Below are 18559 nucleotides of genomic sequence, written 5' to 3'. Positions count from 1 at the left end.
CCGCGTGGGTGGCTGCTGGGCGCATTGCTGGTGGCTGCAGGCCTGGTGCTGGCCCTGATCCTGCCGCAGCCTGCACCTGTTGCGACGCCGGCGGCTCCGGCGATGGTTGTCTCGCCACCGATCGATATAACGCCACGCGACGGCGCGGTTTTGGCGGCGGCGGACATCGATCGCATCAACACCCTGCTGACCGCGGCGCCCGCCTTCCGCAACGACGTGCTGTTCCTGGTGATCGCCAGCGCCCGTGATCGCTGCGTGCCCGCGCAGCGTGGCGATATGGCACGCATGGCCAGCCGTGCCCAGTTGCCGGTGCTGGGGGGCATCAGCGAGGTGACCGCCGCCGCACCGGCGCTGGACCGGCCGATCTACCGCTATGTGCAGGCAGCTGCGGACGCGGTGCGCTGCGGGCATGCCTTCACGCTGGGTGGGCCGCCGCGGTTGGAACTGGAGCGGTATGCACGGGGATTCCCCGATACCTACTTCACGCCAGGTCGGCCGGATAGCGTGCCTTCGGAGTATGGCGGCCAGGCGTTGGCGCAGCGGGCCAACCAGCCCTGCCAGTCGATCGGCTATGCGGTGTTTCCCCTGGCACCGCCGCAGTGGCGCTGCGATGCCGTCAGGGCCGGTGCCCGGCGGCGGATCCTGGCGCATTGTGAAGCGATGCGCAGGGCACGTGGCGAAGACCTGACTGGTGAGCTGTCGCCGGCGTTCGGAGAGCAGTTGGCGACCGGCGTGCTGGACATTGTCCGCACCGTGCCAGAAGGGTGTCGCTGAGGGTCGCGGCGCGGCGCGGCAGGCGTCACTCGCAGGTAGCAGCCGCACGCTATGCTGCGCGCTTTCCCGCCCTGCGCACGCCGCGATGAAACTCGTCATCCTCTCCCGCAACAGCAAGCTGTACTCCACGCGTCGCCTGGTCGAGGCGGCCCGCGCCCGTGGCCACACCGTGCGCATCCTCGATCCGTTGCGCTGCTACATGCGGATCGCGGCGGATGGTTTCAGCATGCATTACAAGGGTCGGCCGATCACCGGGGTGGATGCGGTGATCCCGCGCATCGGAGCCTCGGTCACCCGCTATGGCACGGCGGTGCTGCGCCAGTTCGAAATGATGGGTGCACGAACCCCCAATCCTTCCGACGCGATCCTGCGCGCGCGCGACAAGCTGCGGGCGCACCAGATCCTGGCCTCCAAAGGCATCGACATGCCGGTGACCGTGTTCGGCGACAACCCCGACGACACCGTCGATCTGCTGTCGATGCTGGGGCCGCCTCCCCATGTGGTGAAGCTCAACGAGGGCACCCAGGGGCGGGGCGTGATCCTGACCGAGAAGGCCAGCGCTTCGCGCGGCATCGTCGAGGCCCTGCGCGGGTTGTACGCCAATTTCCTGATGCAGGAGTTCATCGGCGAGGCCCAAGGCGCGGACCTGCGCTGCCTGGTGGTGGGCGACCAGGTGGTCGGCGCGATGCAGCGCCAAGCCCCGGACGGTGACTTCCGTTCCAACCTGCATGCCGGCGGCAGTGCCCGCGCGGCCAAGGCCAGCCGGGCTGAACAGCAGGTGGCGGTGCGCTCGGCCAAGGCGTTGGGGCTGAGCGTGGCCGGGGTCGACCTGATCCGCTCCAGCCGGGGCCCGCTGGTGCTGGAGGTCAACTCCACCCCCGGGCTGGAAGGGATCGAGGCAATCTGCCGGGAAGACCTGGCCGGGCGCATCATCGACCATGTGGCTGGCCTGAAAAAGCCTTCAATTTCAAAGTCTTGAAAAATAATTCAGCGGAGCCGAGCGGTTTTAACGAGGGTTTAATCGACCCCGGCGTAGGCTTCGACAAACCGCAGCTCTGCCCTCCTCAGCAGGAACGGTAATCGGGAATATCTTCAGGCCCAGGCGGTTCACCGTCTGGGCCTTTTTCTTCCTGGCCCCGACCGGCGGACGTATGCCATCAGTTCTCTTGTTCCCGCCCCGGCAGGCTCGTAAAGTTGGCCTTCGTTCATGGAAGGATGGGAGTGGTGAAATGCGTAGAGTGACCGTACTTGCTTTGGCCCTGGTGCTTGTTGGCGCTGCGCAGGCCAAGCCCAAGGCAGAGGCTGTGAAGATGACTGCGGATGAACCGGTGGCGGCGCAGATCGCGCGGGTGGATGCCGCCTTGCGCAGCGATGAGTACCGGGAAATCAGCCTGGAGGAGAAGAGCCGTGTGCAGCAGGCGCTCGGGCGTATCCGGCTGAAGATGGAAGGCCGCGAGCTGATCACCGAGCTCAGTCCGAAAGATCAGACCCTGGTGTTCAATGATCAGGAAGTGGTCAACACCGTGCTGACGCGTGCCCGCGAGGACAGCCGTATGGTCTGCCGGCGCGAACGCACCACGGGCAGCAACATGCAGCAGAGCGTCTGCTTGACCGTGGCCCAGCGGCGCAAGGCGGAAGCCAATGGCCGGGCGCTGCTGGACGATCACAAGAGCTTCAACAATCTCAACCCCGGCAGCTGACGTTGACGCGGTGACAGCACCTGTCGGTGTCTACTATTAAGAATGAAGCCTGTATTGTTCAGCAGGCAGCGCAAGGCAGCAGATGCTGCGGCCGGTGGTCGCAGCGCTGCAGTCAGGGCCTATCCCTCATGAAACAGAGGTCACAGTGCGAATTCTTGTAATTGAAGACAACAGCGACATCGCCGCCAACCTGGGCGATTACCTTGAAGACCGCGGGCATACCGTGGACTTCGCCGCCGACGGCGTCACCGGGTTGCACCTGGCCGTGGTCCACGAGTTCGACGCGATCGTGCTGGACCTCAACCTGCCCGGTATGGACGGCATCGAAGTCTGCCGCAAGCTGCGCAACGAGGCCCGCAAGCAGACCCCGGTGCTGATGCTGACCGCGCGCGATTCGCTGGACAACAAGCTGGCCGGCTTCGATTCCGGTGCCGATGACTACCTGATCAAGCCGTTCGCGCTGCAGGAAGTCGAGGTGCGTCTGAATGCCCTGTCGCGTCGCGGCAAGGGTGTGCAGACCCGCGTGCTGGAAACCGGCGACCTGGAATACAACCTGGACACTCTGGAAGTACGCCGCCAGGGCAAGCTGCTGCAGCTCAACCCGACCGCGCTGAAGATCCTGCAGGCGCTGATGGAAGCGGCCCCGGCCGTGGTCACCCGGCAGGAACTGGAAACCCGCGTCTGGGGCGAAGAACTGCCGGATTCGGATTCGCTGCGCGTGCATATCCACGGGCTGCGTGCGGTGGTCGACAAACCGTTCGAAGTGCCGCTGATCCAGACCCGCCATGGCATCGGATACCGCATCGCCGCGCCGGAAGCCTGATCCGGTGACGGCCAAGGGGGAGCGCCGTCGCGCGCCATATCGGCGCCGGCTGCGCAGCCGCATCATCGTCTCGTTCGTGCTGTTGGGCTTCTGCCTGACCACGTTGTTCGCGTTCGCCACCAACTGGGCGCGCGCACGCGTGGAGAACCAGCTGGTCGAAGATGTGATGAACCGCAACATCAACGAGTATGCGCGGCGCTACTCCGCCGACCCCACGCGGAACCCCGACCTGCCCGTGCAGCAGATGCGCGCGCGGATCGTGCGGCCGGACAAATTCGATTCGCTGCGCTTCGAGGAGCCGGACTGGTACGAGTTCGGCGATGGCATCCACAGCCTGGGCGGCGTGGATGAACGCGGCAATCCGTTCTCCTACAAGCTCGCTGTGCGCAAGACGCCCGAGGCCTGGTTCTTCCTCGCCTACGACATGACCGAGAGCATCCGCGGTGAGTCCCAGCTCACCCGGGCGCTGCTGTTCTCGGTCCTGGTGTTCAGCCTGCTCTCGCTGGTGCTGGGCTGGTGGTCGGCGTCCAAGGTGATGAAACCGGTGTCGGACCTGGCGGCGCGCCTGCGCGCCTACCGTGGCGGCACCAGTGAGCCCGAGCCGCTGGCCCCGCGCTTCCCCGACGATGAAGTGGGGCAGTTGGCGCAGGCCCTCGATGACTATTCCTCGCGGCTGACCGAAGTGGTGCAGCGTGACCGTGAGTTCAACGCCGACGTCAGCCACGAACTGCGCACCCCGCTGGCGGTGATCCGCGGGGCGACCGAGCTGCTGCTGGCGCGGCCGGGCCTGGATGAGAAGGTGCTCCAGCGCCTGCAGCGCATCCAGCGTGCCGAGCAGCAGTGCACCGATCTGATCGGTTCCCTGTTGCTGCTCTCGCGCAACGAGCGCGGGCAGGGCAGCAGCAACGTGGCACGGGTGGCCGAGCAGCTGCTCGACGCGCATCGCGCCCAGCTCGGCGGCAAGCCGCTGGAACTGATCCTGGAAGGCGAGCGCGACCTGGTGATCGACGCGCCGGAGTCGGCGCTGTCGGTGGCCTTGGGCAACCTGATCGGCAATGCGGTGAAGTACTCGCAGGAAGGCTCGGTGCGGGTGCGCGTGACCGGCAACCGGGTTGATGTCACCGATAGCGGCCCCGGGCTGAGCGCGGAGGATGCAGCCAAACTGTTCCAGCGCGGTTACCGTGGCACCCATGCCGGGCACTCGCAGGGCGGGGGCATTGGCCTGTCCATCGTCAGCCGCCTGTGTGATCTGTATGGCTGGCAGGTCAGCGTGCGCCCGGGCGAGAACCGCGGCGTGGTGGCCACACTCACGTTCTCGCCAGCGGCGTTGAACTAAGCCGTCGCCGGCCCGCGCCGCGCCAATTCGCGATACAGCCGATCCAACCGCTCCACTTCCGCCTGCAGCTGTTCGGGCGGCCCGTCATTGGCCACCACGTCATCAGCCAACGCCAACCGGGCTGCGCGGCTGGCCTGGGCGGCGATCATGCGGTCGGCCAGCTCGGCGGTGATGCCGTCGCGCAGCATCAGCCGTGCATGCTGGACCTCAACCGGAACGTCCACCACCAGCACCCGGTCCAGCCAGGGGTACTGCTGGCGGCCGCCGGCCTCGGTCAACAGGGGAATCGCCGCGATCGCGTAGGGGCCGTCGGCCTGTGCACAGGCCTGCCGCAGCCGCTGCCGGATCGCGGGGTGGGTGATGGCCTCCAAGGCTTGACGTTGCTCGGCCGAGGCGAAGATGCGTTCGCGCAGCGCGGCGCGGTCCAGCTGCCCATCGGCCTGCAGGATTTCGGTGCCGAAATGCACGACGATCCGGGCCAGGCCGTCGCTGCCGGGCGCGACCACCTCGCGGGCGGCCACGTCGGCATCGGCCACGGTAATGCCCAAGGCCTCGAAACGATGACTGAGCGCGCTCTTGCCGGCGGCGATGCCCCCGGTGAGTCCCACGATGTAATCGCTCATTGGCCGGCCCTCAGCGCAGGCCGGCGAAGCCCAGATAGGCGCTGATCAGCTGTTCGCCCCACATGAACACGATCCAGCCGGCGATCGCCAGGTAGGGGCCGAACGGGATCGGGGTGGCGCGGTCGCGGCCGCGCGAATACAGCCAGATCGAGCCCAGAACGGCGCCGATGACCGAGGACAGCAGGATGATCGGCAGGATGCCTTTCAGCCCGCACCAGGCGCCGAGCGCGGCCAGTAGCTTGAAATCGCCATGGCCCATGCCTTCCTTGCCGGTGATCTGCTTGAACAGCCACCACACCGACCACAGCGACAGGTAGCCGGCCAGGGCGCCGAGCAGGGCCGGTTTGACCGGCATGTAGAGATTGTCGCTGGCGGCGATCAGGCCCAGCCACATCAGGGGCAGGGTCAATTGGTCGGGCAGCAGCTGGGTGCGCAGGTCGATCCCGGACAGGGCCACCAGGAAGCAGCTCAGCACGATCGCGCCGAAGCCCTGCCAGCCGAAGCCGAACTGCCAGACGCTGGCTACCACCAGCAGGGCGGTGACCAACTCCACCAAGGGGTACTGGATCGAGATCGGCGCATGGCAATGGCGGCATTTGCCGCGCAGCGCCAGCCAGCTGAACAGCGGGATGTTCTCGTACCAGGACAGCTTGTGCTTGCAGTGCGGGCAGTGCGAGGGCTCAACCACGATCCCCGGTGGCGGCGGCTCGTAGATGTCCGGCTCTTCGAGCACCTCGCGGGCGTCACGCTTCCACTGCCACTCCAGCCGCTTGGGCAGGCGCAGGATCACTACATTGAGGAAGCTGCCCAGCAGCAACCCCAGGCCGGCCGCGGCGGGGTAGCCGAGACCGACATGCTGGTCGAGAAATGCCATCGATTAATTATCCAACCACGGAGGCGAGCTTGAAGATGGGCAGGTACATGCCGATCACCATGCCGCCGACGATGGTACCAATAACCACCATCACAATCGGCTCCAGCAGGCTGCTCAGGGCATCCACGGCGTTGTTGACTTCCTGTTCGAAGTACTCGGCCACCTTGAACAGCATGGCATCCAGCGCGCCGGCCTCTTCGCCGATGGCGGTCATCTGGATCACCATGTGCGGGAACAGGTTGGTCTGCTTCATGGCCATATTGACCGGGTAGCCGACCGAGACGTCGTCACGCATGCGCAGCACGGCTTCCTCGTAGACCTTGTTGCCGGTGGCGCCGGCAACGATGCCCAGTGCCTCCACCAGCGGCACGCCGGCCTTGAAGGTCACCGCCGTGGTGCGGGCGAAGCGGGCGATGGCGCTGTTGTGCATCAACTGGCCGATGACCGGCACCTTCAGGATCAGGCGATCCATGGTGTGCTGCATCTTGGGCGAGCGCTTGTAGGCGGCGATGAAACCGACGATGGCGCCGACCAGTGCGATCAGGATCAGCCACCACCATGACACCATGAACCGGGACAGGTTCACGATCATCTGGGTGAAGGCCGGCAGGTCCGCACCGAAGCCCTTGAACACGTCCTCGAACTGCGGCACCACCCAGACCAGCAGGATGCCACTGACCAGCAGGGCCACGGCCAGGACCATGATCGGGTAGAACAGGGCCTTCTTTATCTTGCCCTTGAGGGCTTCGATGTTCTCTTTGTAGTTGGCCACCGTGTCCAGCACGGTTTCCAACACGCCGGCGCCTTCGCCGGCCTTGACCAGGTTGCGGTAGAGCTCGTCGAACTGCACCGGGTGCCGGCTGATTGCCTCGTATAACGAGGAGCCGCCCTCGATGTCGATGCGGATGGTGTCGACCATCTTCTTCATGCGCGGGTTCTTATGCCCGCTGCCGATGATGTCCAGCGCACCCACGATCGGCACGCCCGACTTCATCATGGTCGCCATCTGGCGGCTGAAGAAGGCGATGTCCTTGGCGCTGACCGCACTGCCGGCGGCCCCGAACAGCGGCTTGGGCTTGGGCTTGACCACATTGGGCGTGATGCCCTGGCGGCGCAGCTCGGCGCGGAGCAGGTTGGCATTCTTGGCGGGCTGTTCGCCCTTCATCTTCACACCCCGCTTGTCGGTCCCCTCCCAGACAAACGGCTGCAACTCCGTGGTACTGCGCGCCACGGGCTCTTTCTTGATTGCACTACGGCTGACAGACATACAGGCTCCCCAGCCACGCCATCCCCAGGCGGGCTATCTGCGCGAGATGGTAGCTGGTTCCGGGCGGCTGTGGCATCCCTCCCGGATTCGGATCCGTGACCGGCATCCAGGACCTGGGCCGTCAGAAGGTGACGCAACGCGTCACAGTGCCGGATCGGTCGCAGAATTCCGTGAGGGGGGTTCCAATCCTGAAGATTGCTGCCATCATTGCGCCGGGGAATGCTGGGGAGCATTGTCGAGAAGTTGGCACGCAACCTGCTTTGATCCACCCGCACGGGCGCCCGCCTTGCTCAACCGGCCTACCGGTGAGGCTTCCGCCCAGTGTTCATTTATTTCCTACCTCTTGGGGATGTACTCATGAAGAAGCAGCAGGGCTTTACCCTTATCGAACTGATGATCGTCGTGGCGATCATCGCCATCCTGGCCGCCATCGCACTGCCGATGTACCAGGACTACGTGGCCAAGTCGCAGGTCACTGCCGGTCTGGCCGAAATCACCCCCGGCAAGACCCAGTACGAAGTGGCGCTCAATGAAGGCAAGACTGCCGTTGCCAGCATTGCCGACATTGGCCTGAAGGATTCCGATCGCTGCAAGATCACCCCGATCACCGCTCTCACGGCTTCTGGCAGCATCGAATGCACGCTGAAGGGCAATACCAAGATCGTGGGCAAGAAGATCCGCGTTCAGCGCGCTGATGACGGCACCTGGCTGTGCAAGACCGACATCGCTGCGGCTGATGCCAAGTACATCCCGAGTGGCTGCACCACGGGCTAATGCCCTAGGGTAGCTGGATGGAGAGGCCCTGCAGTTCGGGGCCTCTTTTTTTTGGCATACGTTCTGCTATGCAATGGTGTTCATCCTTGAGGGGGAAGGCATGCGCAGCGTCCGTGGTTTTACGCTTATTGAGCTGATGATCGTTATCGCGATCATTGCAATTCTGGCAGCAATTGCATTCCCGATTTATCAGGGATACGTTGCCAAATCTCAACTTGCTGCGGCATTTGCCGAGCTACGGCCCGGCAAGACAACGGTAGAAACTGTTGTTCAGGACAGTCGTGACGCGAGCCTGGTCAACGCCGACTACATCGGCATCAAGGCATCAGAGCGTTGCCCCACTGTGGTCGCTGAATTGGCTGCAAACGGGACGGGCAGCATTTCATGCACCGTGAAGGGGGGCGGGCCGGTCAATGGCAAGGATCTCGTCCTTCGCAGAGGGGCCGATGGCACGTGGACCTGCGACGGCAGTGCATTCGATGCGCGCTATCGCCCCACAGGGTGCTAGTGTCACCGGGCACCTCTGGCCATAATGCAGCCTTGTACTAAAGGATCCGGCCCATGAACGCTGTCGTCACCGCCAATCTCGTCGGCATCACCGGCATCGCCCGGCGCCTGGTCCAGGATGGCGCGTTGGACGAGGCCGGCGCGCGCAATGCCATGGCCGCCGCGACGGCGGCCAAGCAGCCGCTGCCGCAGTGGTTCGCCGACAAGAAGCTGGTCACCCCGGCGCAGCTGGCCGCGGCCAATGCGCTGGAATTCGGCATGCCGTTGCTGGATGTGTCGGTCTTCGACGGCAGCCAGAACGCCATCGGCCTGGTCAGTGAGGAACTGCTGCGCAAGCACCACGTGCTGCCGCTGTTCAAGCGCGGCGGCAAGCTGTTCATCGGTACCAGCGACCCGACCCATTCGCTGGATGAGATCAAGTTCCACACCAACCTGGTGGTCGAGCCGATCCTGGTCGACGAGGAACAGATCCGGCGGACGCTGGAGCAGTGGCAGTCCAAGCACGACACGCTCGGTTCGGCACTCGGCGGCGACGACGAGGGCATGGGCGATCTGGACGTGTCAGGCGGCGACGAAGAGGGCGGTTCGACCGACTCCGGCGTCGATGCCAAGGGCGATGACACCCCGGTGGTGAAGTTCGTCAACAAGGTGCTGGTCGATGCGATCCGCAAGGGCGCCTCGGACATCCACTTCGAGCCCTACGAGGACGACTATCGGGTGCGCTTCCGCATCGATGGCCTGCTCAAGAACGTGGCCAAGGCCCCGGTCAAGCTCAACCAGCGCATCGCCGCGCGCCTGAAGGTGATGTCGCAGCTGGACATCGCCGAGAAGCGGGTGCCGCAGGACGGCCGCATCAAGTTGAACCTGTCCAAGTCGCGGCAGATCGACTTCCGCGTCAGCACCCTGCCGACCCTGTTCGGCGAGAAGATCGTGCTGCGTATCCTGGATGGCAGCGCGGCCAAGCTGGGTATCGACAAGCTCGGCTATGAGCCCAAGCAGCAGCAGCTGTTCCTGGAAGCCATTCACAAGCCCTACGGCATGGTGCTGGTGACCGGTCCGACCGGCTCGGGCAAGACGGTGTCGCTGTACACCGCGCTGGGCATCCTCAACGATGAAACCCGCAACATCTCCACCGCCGAAGACCCGGTGGAAATCCGCCTGCCCGGCGTCAACCAGGTGCAGCAGAACAACAAGCGCGGCATGACCTTCGCCGCGGCGCTGCGCTCGTTCCTGCGCCAGGATCCGGACATCATCATGGTCGGCGAAATCCGCGACCTGGAAACCGCCGAGATCGCGATCAAGGCCGCCCAGACCGGCCACATGGTGCTGTCGACCCTGCATACCAACGATGCGCCGCAGACCATCGCGCGCCTGATGAACATGGGTATCGCACCGTTCAATATCACCAGCTCGGTGACGCTGGTGATTGCCCAGCGCCTGGCGCGGCGGCTGTGCAGCAACTGCAAACGGCCTATCGAGCTGCCCGCGCACGCGCTGCTGGCCGAGGGTTACACCCAGCAGCAGATCGACGACGGCATCAAGCTTTACGAGCCGGTGGGTTGCGAGGAGTGCACCGAGGGCTACAAGGGCCGTACCGGTATCTACCAGGTGATGCCGATGAGCGAGGAGATCTCGGTGATCGTGCTGGCCGGTGGCAATGCCATCCAGATCGCCGAGGCGGCGCAGCGGGCGGGGGTCAATGACCTGCGCCAGTCGGCGCTGGTGAAGGCTGCGGCGGGTACTACCAGCCTGGCTGAGATCAATCGCGTAACGAAGGACTAAGCGTCCTGACGTATCCCGATGTTGCCGGCAGCCGCCAGCGCGGGGGGATGCTGCGAAGCGCAGCCACGCATGGCGTGTGCTTATGATCCGAAAGGGTTGATCACAATTCGGGGTTCACCAATTGGTCCGGGAGAACAGATGCCGGACGGCACCGTCTACTGCGAGGATGGAGTCGTGAAGCCAATCATCAGCCGGGCTCGCCTTGCCACCTATCAACGGGACTGCATAGGCGATTGTTTGGCGACTCATGAGACGGCGCATGTGGCAGATGCCACAAAATCAAATCCTGGTGCCTGCCGCTATGGCGGCTGGCTTCACGTATTCAACGGGACGTATCCGAATGGCAACTATGGTGCAGAGTAAGGTTTGGGTGATGGCAGTGGCGGCGTCAATGGCAGTTGCAGCCTGTTCCAAGCCACCCATCATTTGTGGCGACGAAATAAGTCCAAAGAACGCCACCGACGCTGAGTTGCAGCTCGTCAGCATTGCGAGAGATCAAGCTGCGGGTCTATGTCGTCAGAAAGATGGCGGATGTGATTTCTCGGTCTACAAAACCAAAGCAGGGCGGACGGTCAAAGTGACGCGGGTGATGCCGTACGATGGACGTTGCGTGAGCGGTTTTGGCTTCGAAAAGTTCTACAGCTTCGATGAGTCGGGGCGGCTGGAAAGCGTGATCAACGGGCTTTAGAGCATCTGGGCAGCCCCGGAGCACCGGATGCCGTGACACGTGGACCACGTATTGCGGGCGCGATCCGAGTAACTTGGCTGGTGAATCATTGGACCGGTGTGTCAGCCACGCACGGCGTGGCTCTACCCCGGCAGTGCGGCGGTGAGGTAGTGCCACGCCATGCGTGGCATCCCTCAGCTCGCCTCAATCCATCCCCAACTTCTTCAGCTTGTACCGCAGCGCCCGGAACGTGATCCCCAGCTGCGCGGCCGTCCGGGTCTTGTTCCAGCGGTTCTCTTCCAGCGCCTTCTGGATCGCGGTGCGCTCCATCTGTTCGATGTAGGAGGGCAGCGCGCCATTGCCGGCGGGCAGGTCAACGACCGCCTCTTCCACCGCGGCGTTGCTGCCGGCGCGGAGGCCGCCATGCTGCGGCAGGCGCAGGTCACTGGCGCCGATGCTGTCCGTTTCGGCCAGTGCCAGCGCGCGCTCCAGGATGTTCTCCAGTTCGCGCACGTTGCCCGGGAAGTGGTACTGGCCCAGTGCATCCAGTGCGGACGGTGCCAGCAGTGGGGTGGGGCGTTCGTGGGTGCGCGCCAGCCGCGCCAGGATCGAGGCGGCCAGCTGCGGCAGGTCGGTGCGGCGCTCGCGCAGGGGCGGCACGCGCAGTTCGATCACGTTGATGCGGTAGTACAGGTCGTGGCGGAAGCGGCCATCCTCGACCAGTTCCCCGAGGTCCTTGTGGGTAGCCGAGAGGATGCGTACGTCGACCGGCACCTCGGTGGCGGCGCCGACCGGACGGATCGATTTTTCCTGGATCGCACGCAGCAGTTTGACCTGCATCTGCAGTGGCAGCTCGGCGACTTCATCCAGGAACAGGGTGCCGCCGTGCGCGGCCTGGAACAGGCCGGGCTTGTCCGCATGCGCGCCGCTGAAGCTGCCCTTCTTGTGCCCGAAGAACTCGCTTTCCATCAGCTCGGAGGGAATCGCGCCGCAGTTGACCGGTACGAACGGGCCGACCGAGCGTGCGCTCTGCGTGTGGATGGTGCGGGCCACCAGTTCCTTGCCCACCCCGGACTCGCCCAGGATGTAGACCGGGGCCTGGCTGCGCGCGACCTTGGTGATGGTGGTGCGCAGCACGTCCATCGCCGGCGACTCGCCGAGCAGGCGTGCGGTCTGGTCATTGGCCAGGGCGGCCGGTGCGGCCCGCTCGGTGTTGTTGAGTTCCAGCGCGTGCTTGACCAGCCCGCGCAGTACCGAAATGTCCACCGGCTTGCTGACGAAGTCGAACGCACCGGCCTTCAGTGCTTCCACCGCCAGGTCCATGCTGCCGAAGGCGGTGATCATCGCCACCGGGGTGCGCGGATAGTGCTGGGCGATCTCGGTGACCAGCTCGATGCCGTTGCCGTCGGGCAGGCGCATGTCGGTGATGCACAGGTCGTAGGGGTTGCTGGCCAGCAGTTCACGGGCCTCGGCGAGATTGGCCGCGGTACTGATGCGCAGGCCCATCCGGCCCAGGGTCAGTACCAGCAGTTCGCGGATGTCACGTTCGTCGTCGACGACGAGGGCGCTGCGATTGTCGTTCATATGGGGGGAAGATAGCCGAGGGCGGTCGATACCGACAAATGTTTGACGCTGGAGTGCTGCCGGGTCATTGCGGCAGCATCGTGTGCGGGCCGGGCAGGACCAGGCGGAAGCAGGCGCCACCGGCCGGCACCGAGACGTAGTCCAGCCGCGCCTGGTTGGCCCGACACAGCTCGCGGGCGATGTACAGGCCCAGCCCGGTGCCATGTTCGGAGGTGGTGAAGAACGGGCGGAACAGCTGGTTGGCCACCGTCTCGGGGATGCCCGGACCACGGTCCATGACATCGATGATCGCCGCGCGTTCCTGGCGCGCCACACGCAGGCGTACGCGCGCCGGCTCCTGGCCCACGCGGCCGTACTTGAGTGCGTTGTGGACCAGCACGGTCAGGATCTGGTGCAGGTGGCGGGGGTCGACCAGGGCATGCACCGAGGTCTCGCTGATGATCGGCTCGACGCTGTCGGTTTCCAGAGTCAGACCTTGCTTGTACTCCAGCACGAAACGACGCACGAACGCGGCCAGGTCCAGGTTCTCCGGATTGGCACGCTCGCGCCGGGCCAGGCCGAGCACGCTTTCGACGATGCCGTTGGTGCGCTGGCACTGCTGGTTGATGATCTGCAGCAGGCGCCGGTCGGTGTCGCCGATCGCGGTGGATTCCTCCAGCAGCTGGGCGGCGTAGTTGATCGCGGCCAGCGGGTTGCGGATCTCATGTGCCAGGCTGGCCGAGAAGCGCCCCATCGCCGACAGCGTCAACGATTCGGCACGCCGCGACACCACGCTGGAGTCATCCAGGAACACCAGGGTCAGGTCGCTGCCGGCGAGCAGGCGGGCAAAGCGCGGCTGCACTTCGGGCTGGTCGGGCGAGAGCTGCAGCGGCGTTTCTTCGTTGGTCCAGCCATTGCGCCAGCGCTGCAGGCGGCGGCTGAGGTCCGGCGAGGCGCTGCCCAGCTCCAGCTGGCCGCTGCCGCTGTTGCCGTCGGCATCGCCGATCAGGGTGGATGCGGCCTCGTTGGCCAGGGTGATGCGGTTGTTGCCATCCACCACCAGCACGCCGGTGCGCATGCGCCGGATGATCAGTTCGTTGACTTCAAACAGGTTGGCCACTTCGTCGCCGCGCTGGTTGGCCAGCTGCTGGTTGCGCCGCGCACGGTTGCCGACCTGGTAGCTGACGAAGGCCAGCGCGAGGTAGCTGGTGATGAACATCGCCAGTTCGGCCAGGGTGCGGGTGGGGGCGTCGCCCTCCAGCAGTTTCCACACATATTCGCCGGCGGTGGCGGCGCTGGCGGCCAGGGCGATGCCCATGCCCATCGACAACGGCAGCAGGGTGGCGGCGGCGGCGATGTTGAACAGCAGCGACATCGACAGGCCGGCACTGGCACCGGGCAGGGCATGCGCCAGCAGGGTGGCGGCGATGATGTCCACCACCACGCCGCCGGTCACGATCTGGCGCAGCCAGCGGTCGTTGCGGCTGACGGCCAGCAGCAGCAGCGACAGCGCCAGGTAGGCCACGCTGACCACCTTGGCCAGGCGCGGGTGGTCGGCATCGCCGGCCATGCCGATGAGGGGGCTGAACAACAGGGCCGCGATCACCGTGGCGATCAGCAGGCGGTACAGGGCAAAGAAATACAGTTCCCGCCTCGGAATGGACTCGATGCGGTCGATCAATGAAACGCTGGGTGACACGCCGGAACTCCCCTTCAGGCATTGCGGGAAGTGTAGAGGTTGCGGGCCGGGACGGGGCGGTCCTGGCGGCTGGCAGGTTTGCGCGGGCCTTGCGCGCCCATCGCCGGGCCCTCCCCGTCGGGGCGCCGCAACTGACTGAAAAATAGCCGGAAAAGGCGCCGCCCCGGTGTCTTGGTACTGACTTCTTTGCGCCTGCGCGCCGGCTCGTCCACAATAGTGGGCCCGCCGCGGTCCGTACCGGCGCCCCGTGAGGGAGCCTTGGAGATGCGTGCGGTCGTTCCTATTCCCACGGTGACGCATGAATTTCCACGAATACCAGTCAAAACAACTGCTTGCCGAGTACGGCATCCCCGTCCCGGCCGGCAAGGTCGCGGCGACCCCGGATGAAGCAGTTGCAGCGGCCACTTCCTTGGGCCAGGGCCCCTGGATGGTCAAGGCGCAGATCCACGCGGGCGGCCGCGGCAAGGCTGGCGGCGTCAAGTTCTGCAAGACCGTCGACGATGTGAAGGCCGCTGCGGCCAAGATGCTCGGCACCAAGATGGCCACCTACCAGACCGCCGGCGTCGAGCTGCCGGTCAACCTGGTGCTGGTGACCACCGCCGGCGAGATCGTCAAGGAGCTGTACCTGTCGGTGCTGGTCGACCGTGGCACCAAGACCATCACCTACATCGCTTCTTCGGAAGGCGGCGTGGAGATCGAGCAGGTTGCTGCTGAAACCCCGGAGCTGATCCACTCGCTGAACGTCGACTTCGTCGAAGGCGTGCAGGGTTACCACGGCCGTGATTTCGGCTTCAAGCTGGGCCTGACCGCCAAGCAGGCCGGCCAGTTCGCCAGCATCATGGTGAACCTGTACCGCCTGTTCAACGAAAAGGACCTGGCGCTGGTTGAAATCAACCCGCTGGCGATCCTGGACGACGGCAACCTGTACGCGCTGGACGGCAAGTTCGACAGCGACGACAACGCCGCGTTCCGTCAGAAGGCCCTGGTCGCCATGCGCGACAAGACCCAGGAAGACGAGACCGAAGTGACCGCTTCGGAGCTGGACATCAACTACGTCACCATGGACGGCAACATCGGCTGCATGGTCAACGGCGCCGGTCTGGCCATGGCCACCATGGACGTCATCAAGCTCAACGGCGGCGAGCCGGCGAACTTCCTGGACGTGGGCGGCGGTGCCAACAAGCAGCGCGTCATCGAAGCGTTCAAGCTGATCCTGTCCTCGGACAAGGTCGAAGGCATCTTCGTCAACATCTTCGGCGGCATCGTCCGCTGCGACATGATCGCTGAAGGCATCATCGCCGCGGTCAAGGAAGTGGGCGTCAAGGTTCCGGTCGTGGTGCGCCTGGAAGGCACCAATGTGGAAGAAGGCAAGCAGCTGCTGCGTGACAGCGGCATGGCCATCATCCCGGCCGACAACATCAACGACGGTGCCAAGAAGGTCGTCGCTGCTGTCAAAGCCGCCGCCTGATCCGACACCGAAGGAAATCCAATGTCAGTACTGATTAACAAGAACACCAAGGTGATCGTGCAGGGCTTCACCGGCCAGCAGGGTACCTTCCACGCCACTCAGATGATCGAGTACGGCACCCAGGTCGTCGGCGGCGTGACCCCCGGCAAGGGCGGCACCACCCACATCGACCTGCCGGTGTTCAACACCGTGGCCGATGCCGTGCAGAGCACCGGTGCCAATGCATCGGTCATCTACGTGCCGCCGCCGTACGCGGCCGATGCGATCCTGGAAGCCGCCGCTGCCGGCATCAAGGTCATCGTGTGCATCACCGAGGGCATCCCGGTGCTGGACATGCTGCGCGTCAAGAACGTGCTGACCCGTGCCCATCCGGACACCGTGCTGGTGGGCCCGAACTGCCCCGGCGTGATCACCCCGGGCGAGTGCAAGATCGGCATCATGCCGGGCCACATCCACATGCCGGGCAAGATCGGCATCGTGTCGCGCTCGGGCACGCTGACCTATGAAGCCGTCAAGCAGACCACCGAAGTCGGCCTGGGTCAGTCGACCTGCATCGGCATCGGCGGCGACCCGATCAACGGCCTGAACTTCGTCGACTGCCTGAAGCTGTTCAACGAAGATCCGCAGACCCTGGGCATCATCATGGTCGGCGAAATCGGCGGCGACGCTGAAGAAGCCGGTGCCGAGTACATCAAGCAGTTCGTGAAGAAGCCGGTTGTCGGCTTCATCGCCGGTGCGTCGGCTCCGGCCGGCAAGCGCATGGGTCATGCCGGTGCGATCGCCTCGGGCGGCAAGGGCACGGCGGAAGGCAAGTTCGCCGCCATGGAAGCCGCTGGCGTCGTCACCGTGCGTTCGCCGGGCGACCTGGGTGCTGCCATCGCCAAGCTGGTGAAATAAGACCGCCAGCCGCGAAGCGGCTGACGTGTCTGTAGCGCCGACCGTTGGTCGGCTGAGAAAGGCCGCCTTCGGGCGGCCTTTCTGCGTCATGAAGCTACCCGCGTGCGCGTGGTTGCCGGCCAGCGGCCGGCACTACAATGGGCGTATTGCAACCACAGGCTGAATGTTCATGGCTTCGATCCGCATCGCGATGGCGCAGTTTGATTTTCCGGTGGGTGCCGTCGCGCAGAACGCCGACAATATCATCGCGATGATCGCCGAGGCGCGTGACGAGTACGGCGCCGCGCTGGTGGTATTCCCGGAACTGGCGATCAGCGGCTATCCGCCGGAAGACCTGCTGCTGCGTCCGCGCTTCCTGTACGACTGCCAGCAGGCACTGGAGCGCATCGCGCTGGCGGCCACCGGCATCACCGCCGTGGTCGGCTGGCCACAGGCCGCCGGTGCGGTGGTCTACAACGCGGCCAGCGTGCTGCGCGATGGCGCGGTGCTGCAGACCTATCGCAAGCGCGAGCTGCCCAACTATGCGGTGTTCGACGAGCGTCGCTACTTCGACGTCGATCCCGATGGCGGCAGCTGCGTGTTCGATCTCGACGGCGTGCCGGTCGGGTTGCTGATCTGTGAGGACCTGTGGTTCGCCGAGCCGCTGGCCGATACGGTGCGGCTGGGCGCGCAGCTGGTGGTGGTGCCCAACGCCTCGCCGTACGAGCGCGGCAAGCACGCCCAGCGCGATGCGCTGCTGGCCGAACGCACCCGTGAGAGCGGGGCGGCGATCGCCTACCTCAACGTGGTCGGCGGCCAGGACGCGCTGGTGTTCGATGGCGCCTCGGTGGTTGCCGACGGCGATGGCACCGTGCACCCGGCCGCGGCCGCGTTCACCGACCAGTGGCTGGTGGTGGACTATGCCGCCGACACGCGCCGCTTCCTGCCGCGCGAGTGGATCGATGACGGCGATGAAAGCATGGACGCACTGGCCTGGCGCGCGGTCACCCGCGGGATCCAGGACTACTGCCGCAAGAATGGCTTCAAAAAGGTGTGGCTGGGCCTGTCCGGCGGCATCGACTCGGCGCTGGTGCTGGCGATGGCGGTTGATGCGCTGGGCGCGGACAACGTCACCGCGGTGCGGCTGCCGTCGCGCTACACCGCCGATATGTCCAACGATCTGGCCGCCGAGCAGTGCCGCGCGCTGGGGGTGAAGCTGGAGGCGGTGTCGATCGAGCCGGTGTTCGAGGGCTTGATGCAGGCACTGGGGCCGATGTTCGAAGGCCAGGCGGCCGATGTCACCGAGGAGAACCTGCAGTCGCGCAGCCGCGGGGTGATCCTGATGGCGCTGTCGAACAAGTTCGGCGGGTTGCTGCTGACCACCGGCAACAAGAGCGAATACGCGGTGGGTTACGCCACCATCTACGGCGACATGTGCGGTGGCTACGCGCCGCTGAAGGACCTGTACAAGACCGAGGTGTTCGGCCTGTCCAAGTGGCGCAACACCGTGGGCGGCGCACCGGTGATTCCGCCGGCGGTGATCAGCCGACCGCCGTCGGCCGAGCTGCGCGACAACCAGACCGACCAGGATTCGTTGCCGGCCTATGACGTGCTGGACGGCATCCTGTACCGCTACGTGGACCAGGAGCAGTCGCGCGAGGAGATCGTGGGCGCCGGCTACGCCGCCGAGGTGGTGGACCGCGTGCTGCGGCTGGTGCGTACCAGCGAGTGGAAGCGCCACCAGGCCGCGCCGGGCCCGAAGGTGTCGCGGCGCGCGTTCGGCCGCGAGCGGCGCTATCCGATCAGCAACGGCTACAAGGGCTGAG

At 65.3% G+C, this 18559-nt stretch carries 17 protein-coding genes; 12 read left to right on the top strand and 5 right to left on the bottom strand.

Going from position 1 to position 18559, the window contains the following annotated elements; all coding sequences use genetic code 11:
• The first annotated feature begins 30 nt into the window (after positions 1–30).
• The 5 genes from AC3IPM_RS15175 to AC3IPM_RS15155 all read left to right on the top strand — a co-directional run bounded on the left by AC3IPM_RS15175 (position 31) and on the right by AC3IPM_RS15155 (position 4633).
• Entirely contained in the window at positions 31–774 is a 744-nt protein-coding gene (locus tag AC3IPM_RS15175; RefSeq protein WP_489300835.1) for a hypothetical protein, read from the top strand.
• An 85-nt stretch (positions 775–859) separates the two neighbouring features.
• Complete coding sequence (gene rimK, locus AC3IPM_RS15170) at positions 860–1753, top strand: 30S ribosomal protein S6--L-glutamate ligase (protein WP_489300834.1); 894 nt, start codon at positions 860–862, stop codon at positions 1751–1753.
• Positions 1754–2003: 250 nt separating this feature from the next.
• Positions 2004–2474 carry a hypothetical protein gene (locus AC3IPM_RS15165; RefSeq protein ID WP_489304170.1) on the top strand — a complete coding sequence of 157 codons (471 nt, stop codon included), beginning with the start codon at positions 2004–2006 and terminating at the stop codon, positions 2472–2474.
• A 145-nt stretch (positions 2475–2619) separates the two neighbouring features.
• Positions 2620–3297: a response regulator transcription factor gene (locus tag AC3IPM_RS15160; RefSeq protein WP_017356179.1), complete on the top strand. Its 678-nt coding sequence runs from the start codon at positions 2620–2622 to the stop codon at positions 3295–3297.
• Positions 3260–4633 carry a sensor histidine kinase gene (locus AC3IPM_RS15155; protein WP_489300833.1) on the top strand — a complete coding sequence of 458 codons (1374 nt, stop codon included), beginning with the start codon at positions 3260–3262 and terminating at the stop codon, positions 4631–4633. Before AC3IPM_RS15160 ends, AC3IPM_RS15155 begins: the two co-directional genes overlap by 38 nt.
• On the opposite strand, the gene coaE is transcribed toward AC3IPM_RS15155, so the two are convergent.
• Genes coaE through AC3IPM_RS15140 form a run of 3 tightly spaced genes read right to left on the bottom strand, consistent with a single transcriptional unit; the run spans position 4630 to position 7397 of the window.
• Positions 4630–5256 carry a dephospho-CoA kinase gene (coaE, locus tag AC3IPM_RS15150; protein ID WP_489300832.1) on the bottom strand — a complete coding sequence of 209 codons (627 nt, stop codon included), beginning with the start codon at positions 5254–5256 and terminating at the stop codon, positions 4630–4632. The genes AC3IPM_RS15155 and coaE overlap by 4 nt on opposite strands.
• A 10-nt stretch (positions 5257–5266) precedes the next feature.
• Entirely contained in the window at positions 5267–6130 is an 864-nt protein-coding gene (locus tag AC3IPM_RS15145; RefSeq protein WP_489300831.1) for a prepilin peptidase, read from the bottom strand.
• 7 nt (positions 6131–6137) lie between these two features.
• Positions 6138–7397, bottom strand: coding sequence for a type II secretion system F family protein (locus tag AC3IPM_RS15140; protein ID WP_489300829.1), 1260 nt, complete (start codon positions 7395–7397; stop codon positions 6138–6140).
• A 357-nt stretch (positions 7398–7754) separates the two neighbouring features.
• On the opposite strand from AC3IPM_RS15140, the gene AC3IPM_RS15135 reads away from it, so the two are divergent.
• From AC3IPM_RS15135 to AC3IPM_RS15120, 4 genes are all read left to right on the top strand, one after another.
• Complete coding sequence (locus AC3IPM_RS15135; protein ID WP_489300828.1) at positions 7755–8171, top strand: pilin; 417 nt, start codon at positions 7755–7757, stop codon at positions 8169–8171.
• Positions 8172–8271: 100 nt separating this feature from the next.
• The gene (locus AC3IPM_RS15130; RefSeq protein ID WP_489304168.1) at positions 8272–8679 is read left to right on the top strand and encodes a pilin; all 408 of its coding nucleotides are present in this window, start codon (positions 8272–8274) and stop codon (positions 8677–8679) included.
• A 53-nt stretch (positions 8680–8732) separates the two neighbouring features.
• On the top strand, positions 8733–10460 hold the full coding sequence (gene pilB / locus AC3IPM_RS15125) for a type IV-A pilus assembly ATPase PilB (protein WP_489300826.1): 1728 nt from the start codon (positions 8733–8735) through the stop codon (positions 10458–10460).
• A gap of 259 nt (positions 10461–10719) precedes the next feature.
• Positions 10720–11148, top strand: a complete 429-nt coding sequence (locus tag AC3IPM_RS15120) for a hypothetical protein (RefSeq protein ID WP_489300825.1) — start codon at positions 10720–10722, stop codon at positions 11146–11148.
• 183 nt (positions 11149–11331) lie between these two features.
• On the opposite strand, the gene AC3IPM_RS15115 is transcribed toward AC3IPM_RS15120, so the two are convergent.
• Both AC3IPM_RS15115 and AC3IPM_RS15110 read right to left on the bottom strand, forming a co-directional pair.
• Complete coding sequence (locus tag AC3IPM_RS15115; protein ID WP_489300824.1) at positions 11332–12711, bottom strand: sigma-54-dependent transcriptional regulator; 1380 nt, start codon at positions 12709–12711, stop codon at positions 11332–11334.
• 64 nt (positions 12712–12775) lie between these two features.
• Positions 12776–14389 (bottom strand): sensor histidine kinase, encoded by a 1614-nt coding sequence (locus AC3IPM_RS15110; RefSeq protein ID WP_489300822.1) that lies wholly within the window; start codon positions 14387–14389, stop codon positions 12776–12778.
• A 298-nt stretch (positions 14390–14687) separates the two neighbouring features.
• Between AC3IPM_RS15110 and sucC the strand changes: the two genes are divergently transcribed.
• The 3 genes from sucC (at position 14688) to AC3IPM_RS15095 (ending at position 18558) form a co-directional block, all read left to right on the top strand.
• Entirely contained in the window at positions 14688–15857 is a 1170-nt protein-coding gene (sucC, locus tag AC3IPM_RS15105) for an ADP-forming succinate--CoA ligase subunit beta (RefSeq protein WP_489300821.1), read from the top strand.
• 21 nt (positions 15858–15878) lie between these two features.
• Positions 15879–16754, top strand: a complete 876-nt coding sequence (sucD, locus tag AC3IPM_RS15100; RefSeq protein ID WP_489300820.1) for a succinate--CoA ligase subunit alpha — start codon at positions 15879–15881, stop codon at positions 16752–16754.
• A 169-nt stretch (positions 16755–16923) separates the two neighbouring features.
• On the top strand, positions 16924–18558 hold the full coding sequence (locus AC3IPM_RS15095) for an NAD+ synthase (protein WP_489300818.1): 1635 nt from the start codon (positions 16924–16926) through the stop codon (positions 18556–18558).
• Position 18559: the final 1 nt, after the last annotated feature.

It is taken from the genome of Stenotrophomonas sp. GL_111 (assembly GCF_057835245.1).
The sequence above is the reverse complement of the archived record's forward strand: the minus strand, read 5'-3'. Positions and strand labels throughout refer to the sequence as shown.

What these genes read in the sequence shown, in the direction of transcription:
- sucC (WP_489300821.1), top strand. Translation starts at nt 14,688, where the DNA reads ATGAATTTCCACGAATACCAGTCAAAACAACTGCTTGCCGAGTACGGC.
- sucD (WP_489300820.1), top strand. Translation starts at nt 15,879, where the DNA reads ATGTCAGTACTGATTAACAAGAACACCAAGGTGATCGTGCAGGGCTTC.
- AC3IPM_RS15120 (WP_489300825.1), top strand. Translation starts at nt 10,720, where the DNA reads ATGTGGCAGATGCCACAAAATCAAATCCTGGTGCCTGCCGCTATGGCG.
- AC3IPM_RS15115 (WP_489300824.1), bottom strand. Translation starts at nt 12,711, where the DNA reads ATGAACGACAATCGCAGCGCCCTCGTCGTCGACGACGAACGTGACATC.
- AC3IPM_RS15155 (WP_489300833.1), top strand. Translation starts at nt 3,260, where the DNA reads ATGGCATCGGATACCGCATCGCCGCGCCGGAAGCCTGATCCGGTGACG.
- coaE (WP_489300832.1), bottom strand. Translation starts at nt 5,256, where the DNA reads ATGAGCGATTACATCGTGGGACTCACCGGGGGCATCGCCGCCGGCAAG.
- AC3IPM_RS15145 (WP_489300831.1), bottom strand. Translation starts at nt 6,130, where the DNA reads ATGGCATTTCTCGACCAGCATGTCGGTCTCGGCTACCCCGCCGCGGCC.
- pilB (WP_489300826.1), top strand. Translation starts at nt 8,733, where the DNA reads ATGAACGCTGTCGTCACCGCCAATCTCGTCGGCATCACCGGCATCGCC.
- AC3IPM_RS15140 (WP_489300829.1), bottom strand. Translation starts at nt 7,397, where the DNA reads ATGTCTGTCAGCCGTAGTGCAATCAAGAAAGAGCCCGTGGCGCGCAGT.
- rimK (WP_489300834.1), top strand. Translation starts at nt 860, where the DNA reads ATGAAACTCGTCATCCTCTCCCGCAACAGCAAGCTGTACTCCACGCGT.
- AC3IPM_RS15165 (WP_489304170.1), top strand. Translation starts at nt 2,004, where the DNA reads ATGCGTAGAGTGACCGTACTTGCTTTGGCCCTGGTGCTTGTTGGCGCT.
- AC3IPM_RS15130 (WP_489304168.1), top strand. Translation starts at nt 8,272, where the DNA reads ATGCGCAGCGTCCGTGGTTTTACGCTTATTGAGCTGATGATCGTTATC.
- AC3IPM_RS15135 (WP_489300828.1), top strand. Translation starts at nt 7,755, where the DNA reads ATGAAGAAGCAGCAGGGCTTTACCCTTATCGAACTGATGATCGTCGTG.
- AC3IPM_RS15095 (WP_489300818.1), top strand. Translation starts at nt 16,924, where the DNA reads ATGGCTTCGATCCGCATCGCGATGGCGCAGTTTGATTTTCCGGTGGGT.